This window comes from Micromonospora sp. NPDC049580 (assembly GCF_040675595.1).
GTDB lineage: Bacteria > Actinomycetota > Actinomycetes > Mycobacteriales > Micromonosporaceae > Micromonospora.
In genome coordinates this window covers 1-4906 of the sequence record NZ_JBFAPG010000476.1, presented here as the reverse complement: position 1 = coordinate 4906, position 4906 = coordinate 1, and the positions used below count along the sequence as shown (strand labels likewise).

Annotated in this window: 5 protein-coding genes; 4 read left to right on the top strand and 1 reads right to left on the bottom strand. The window is 72.5% G+C overall.

Features of this window, described 5'->3' with window-relative positions; all coding sequences use genetic code 11:
* The coding region (locus AB0J68_RS27220; protein WP_363941177.1) for a hypothetical protein at positions 1-1780 on the top strand (1780 nt) is incomplete at its 5' end.
* A 110-nt stretch (positions 1781-1890) separates the two neighbouring features.
* Here the strand turns inward: AB0J68_RS27220 and AB0J68_RS27215 are convergent.
* The gene (locus AB0J68_RS27215) at positions 1891-2400 is read right to left on the bottom strand and encodes a GNAT family N-acetyltransferase (RefSeq protein ID WP_355067367.1); all 510 of its coding nucleotides are present in this window, start codon (positions 2398-2400) and stop codon (positions 1891-1893) included.
* A 99-nt stretch (positions 2401-2499) separates the two neighbouring features.
* Here AB0J68_RS27215 and AB0J68_RS27210 point away from each other — a divergent pair, with 99 nt between their 5' ends.
* Genes AB0J68_RS27210 through AB0J68_RS27200 form a run of 3 tightly spaced genes read left to right on the top strand, consistent with a single transcriptional unit; the run spans position 2500 to position 4791 of the window.
* On the top strand, positions 2500-2751 hold the full coding sequence (locus AB0J68_RS27210) for an acyl carrier protein (RefSeq protein ID WP_354855107.1): 252 nt from the start codon (positions 2500-2502) through the stop codon (positions 2749-2751).
* A complete protein-coding gene (locus AB0J68_RS27205) occupies positions 2748-4043 on the top strand; it encodes an AMP-binding protein (RefSeq protein ID WP_363941175.1) in 1296 nt (431 codons plus the stop codon). The genes AB0J68_RS27210 and AB0J68_RS27205 overlap by 4 nt, the downstream gene beginning before the upstream one ends.
* Positions 4036-4791: an SDR family NAD(P)-dependent oxidoreductase gene (locus AB0J68_RS27200; protein WP_354855109.1), complete on the top strand. Its 756-nt coding sequence runs from the start codon at positions 4036-4038 to the stop codon at positions 4789-4791. The genes AB0J68_RS27205 and AB0J68_RS27200 overlap by 8 nt, the downstream gene beginning before the upstream one ends.
* The last annotated feature ends 115 nt before the right edge of the window (positions 4792-4906 follow it).

The following is a 4906-nucleotide window of genomic DNA, read 5'->3' as shown; positions in this document are numbered from 1 at the left end:
CCGGCGGGCACGCCTACCGGCACGGCCGGCAGTTCAGGAGGCGTTGATGACATCCGGCAGCGACGTGATGGAACGGCCCGCGGTCCCGACCGGGACACCGCCCGCGACACCCGCGCGCCGGTGGCTGATGCCGCTGCTGCTGTTCGTCGGCTGGGTGCTCAGCGTCGCCTGGCGGATGTGGCTGTCGCGGCACATCGCACTGCCGATCGCCCACACCGACGAGGACAGCTATCTGAACACCGCCCGCGCCCTCGCTGGTGGACCGGGCGGGTTCAGCAGCGAGAACGACCTGCTCCGCCGCGTCGGCTACCCGATGCTGATCTCGCCCGCGTTCCTCGGCGACCGGGACTTCACCGACAGCTACCGGCTGGTCCAGCTGATCAACGCGATGGTCAACTCGGCGCTGCTGCCACTGGCGTACCTGCTCGGCCGGCGGGTGCTCCGACTGCCCCGCGCGTCCGCGCTGCTCGCGGCGGTGGTGGCGGCCACGCTGCCGGCCACCGCCTTCTACGCCGGCGTCGCCATGATCGATACGGTGATGGCGCCGCTGGTGGTCGCCTGGCTGCTCGCCGTACACCGTTGGATCGAGCGTCCCGGCCCGCTCGCCGCGGCCACCGTCGGCCTGCTGGTGGGCGCGTTCCACCTGCTGCACTCGCGCGGCCTGGTGATCGTGGCGGTGCACGCCGGGCTGGTCCTGCTGCTGTTCGTCCGCCGCCGGATCACCGCCGTCGCGGTGCTCGCGGCGCTGCTGCCGGTGTTGGCCATGGCGCTGGTCAACGAGGCCGGCATCCACGTCCTCGGCGACAAGGTCTACCTGTTGGGCAGCACCCCGGGCGGTGGCACGGTCGCCGCGGTCGCCTCGGGGCAGGGGGTGGTCCGCGTCGCGGCGGCCGTCACCACCCAGCTCTGGTACCTCGTGGTGATCACGTTCGGCCTGGCCGGGGTCGCCTGGGCCGCCGCCGTCCGGGAACTGTGGCGCCCGCGCCACGGCGACGCCATCCGCTGGGCGATGGGTGTGGCGCTGGTGGTCACTGTCGGGGTGGCCGGCGGCGCGTCGGTGATCCTCGCCGGGATCACCGGCAAGCCGCTGGACGCGATCTACGGCCGCTACGTGCAGATGCTGGCCCCGTTCTGGCTCCTGGTCGGGCTCGGCGTGCTGCTCACCGCGGAGCGTCGGGTGGTGCTGCGCCGGGCGGCGGTCGCGGTGGGCCTGTTGGTCGCCGGTGGCGCGTTGGTCGCCGTCCGCCTCGCGTACGTGGCCAGCCGGGGGCACTCGCTGCGCTACGGCGGCTTCGGGGCACCGGACCTGATGGCGTTGACCGGCGGCTGGCGGGAGATGCGCCCGGTGGTCGGGTCGCTGCTCGGCATCGGCGCGTGCGTGCTGCTCGTGGCCGCGGTCCGGGTGCCCCGGCTGCGGTTGCCGGTGCTCGGCGCCCTGGTCGTGGTCAACCTCGTCACCATGCAGGTGATCGACCAGCGGCTGGTGCGGCCGATGGCGGCGAGCACCGCGCCGACCCCCCGGGTCGCCGACGTCGGGGTACGCCCCGGCGAGCGCGTCTGGGCCTCCACCGGCGTGCACTACATCCTGCGGTTCAATCTCAGCCACCAGGTGACCTGGACCGATGTGCGGTGGTTCCGCGAGCAGCCGCCCGCGGCCGCGCAGGTGGTGTTCACCCGCTGGGCGCCCGGCCAACCGGACGACTGGGACGGCGCGAAGTACGGCTTCGTCCGGCTCGGCGGCAACGCGCAGCAGCACTGGGCGGCCTGGCGCCGAATCTGACCCGTGGACCCCTTCCGCCCCGGTGGACATCGTGTTTCGTGAACGGCGGATGTCCACCGGGCGGACGGGCGGTTAATAGTGTCGGGCCGGTCCGGAAATTGCGCCGACAATCAGCGCTGGCGACGGTCCTCCCGCGCCAACGAAATCGGGATGACGGTGATTTCCCGACCGTCGGACAGTTCCTGTCGCGGTGTGCCCTCGGCGAATCGGAAACGCCGGTTCATCTGCCGCACCACGGTGTTGTGTTCCAGCACCTCCCCGTCGAGCCGCGCCAGGTGCAGCCCGTCGAAGGCGTACTCCACTGCCTCGGACATGACCCCGAGCCAGGCCGGCAGCGTCTCGCCCCGCTCGGCCAGCCCGTCAGCGTCCAGATAGAAGCCCCACGCGCCGGTACGAGGGCCATCCAGCCGCAGGTCGAAGAAGGTGACCACGCCGCAGGGCCTGTCGTCGCGGACGTACACCAGCACCCGCCGCGTCGGGTCGTCGCGCACCGCCGACCACCACCGGGCGTGCTCCTCGGCGGTGATTTCGTGGCTGGTCTTGCTGACCTGACGGTTGGTTTCCTGATTACGCCAGGACAACATCAGATGAACGTCGTCCGCCGTCGCTTCGCGCAGCACGTGCTCTCGCTTTCCTGTCTGTTCACGTCCGGTCGGAGCACCTTACCCGGGCCTACCGGGAAAGCAGTTATCCATTCGCTGGGTTGTAGACTCCGGCGCATGAACGAATTGAGTCGCGCGCAGATCCGCGACCTCATGGCTCAAGTGCTGAAGAACCAGGACAAGGAGCTGCCCGCCGACGACGCGGCGCAGCTGCGGGACATCGGCTTCCGGTCACTGGACTTCTCCGAGCTGGCCCTGCGGGTGGAGGACGAGACGGGGGAGGAGCTCAACTTCGACGCCCCTGGCCTGCGCCGCATCGCCACCGTCGGCGACGTCCTCGACTTCCTCGTCGAGCTCCAGCAGCAGTGACCGTCGCGACACCCCGTCCGGCCGCCGCGGGCTCAGAGCCGGCCGGCGTCGACAACCGCCTCGTCGTCGGCGGCGCCCCGCTGACCTGGCGGACGTTGCCGACGCCGACGCTGCCCGACCCCGCCGCGGTGCTGGCGCACTCCGCCGGGCACGCGCTCGCCGCCGCGCGGCAGCACGCCGTGCACGGCACCGAGCTGCTGCTCAGCACCGCGAGTCGGGTCGACGCGACGATGCGCGCCGAGCTGCTGGACGCCGGGTTCACCGTCACCGTCCTCGACGACGACGGCGCGTATCCGAGCATGCCGATCCACCCTCGGGCCGCCGAGCCCGGCCGGCTGTGGCTGCTCACCTCCGGGTCGACGGGCCGCCCCAAGCGGGTCGGCCACACCCTCGACACGCTGACCACCGTGCGGGCCGACCAGCCCGACCGGACCTGGCTGTGCCCCTACGCCCCCGGCACGTACGCCTGGTGGCAGGTGGTGACCCTGTCGCTGACCCAGCCCGGTCAGCACCTGGTGGTGGTCGAGCCGGACGAACTGGACGACTGGCCGGCGGTCGCGGCCGCGCACGGGGTCGACGCCGCGTCCGGCACGCCGACCTTCTGGCGGCGCACCCTCTACCGGGACGCCGCCGCGCTGGCCCGGGTGCCGCTGCGCCAGCTCACCCTGGGCGGGGAGCCGGTGGACCAGGCGATCCTGGACCAGCTGCGGGACGTCTTTCCCGCCGCCCGGATCTCCTGGATCTACGCGTCCTCCGAGGTCGGAGCGTCCATCGTGGTGCACGACGGGCGGGCCGGGTTCCCGGTCGAGTGGCTGGATCGGGAAACCCCGGGCCGACCCACCCTCTCCGTCCACGACGACGAGCTGGTCGTCACCTCCCCGTACCACGGGGCCGGGTTGGCCGGCCCGGTCCGCACCGGGGACCGGGTGCAGGTGGTCGACGGGCGGGTGCTGATCACCGGCCGACTGGACTCCGACGAGATCAACGTCGGCGGCAGCAAGGTCTCCGCCGGTGTGGTCCGCGGCGTGCTGACCGGGCATCCGAACGTGGCGTGGGCCCGGGTCACCGGCCGCCGGGCCCCGGTGCTCGGGCGGATGGTGGTCGCCGACGTGGTCCTCACCCCGTCCGTCGCCGACGGCCTCGCCGACTCGGCCGACCCTTCCGTCAGCGTGCCGGACGAGGCGGCGCTGGTCCGCTGGTGTGCCGACCGGCTGCCCGAGCACGCGGTGCCCCGCAGGATCCGCGTGCTGGCCGAGATTCCCGTCAAGGAGACCCTGAAGAGCGATGTCTGACCCCGCCGACACCCAGCTCGTTCCCCCCAGCTCAGTGGTCCTCGTCTCCGGCGGTTCCCGAGGACTGGGCCTGGCCATCGTCACCGACCTGCTCGACGCGGGCGTACGGGTGGCCGCGTTCGCCCGTACCGTCACCCCGGAGCTGGAGAAGCTCGCCGCCGAGCACCCCGACCGGGTGCACGTCGGCTCGGTCGACGTCACCGACCTGCGTGCCGCCCAGGGCTTCGTCCGCGAGGTGGAGCAGCGTCTCGGCCCGATCGACGGCATCGTCAACAACGCCGCCGTCGGGCAGGACTCCCTGCACGTGCACACCGCCACCGACGACATCGCCCGGATCATCGAGACCAACCTGACCGCGCCCCTGCAACTGACCCGGTTGGTGATCCGCCGGATGCTCGGCAAGGGCCTGCGGGGGCGGATCGTCAACATCACCTCGATCTGCGCGCAGCGCGGCTTTCCGGGCCTGGTCGCGTACTCGGCCACCAAGGGCGGCATGGACGCCGCCACCCGCTCGCTCGCCCGGGAGCTCGGTGGCCGGATGCTGGTCAACGCGGTCGCGCCCGGCTTCTTCGCCTCGGAGATGTCCGCCGTGCTCGGCCCGACGCAGCTCGACCAGATCGTGCGCCGCACCCCGTCCGGCCACCTGACCGAGCCGGTGGAGGTCGTACCGGTGGTGCGGATGCTGCTGCGTGAACACACCAACATCAACGGCCAGGTCATCGTGGTAGACGGTGCCGCCTCCATCTGACCTGCGGCCGGTACTGCCGCCGGCGCCCGGCCCGGTCGACGCTGGCCCGGTCGACGCTGGCCCGGTCGACGCTGGCCCGGTCGACGCTGGCCCGGTCGACGCTGGCCCGGTCGGC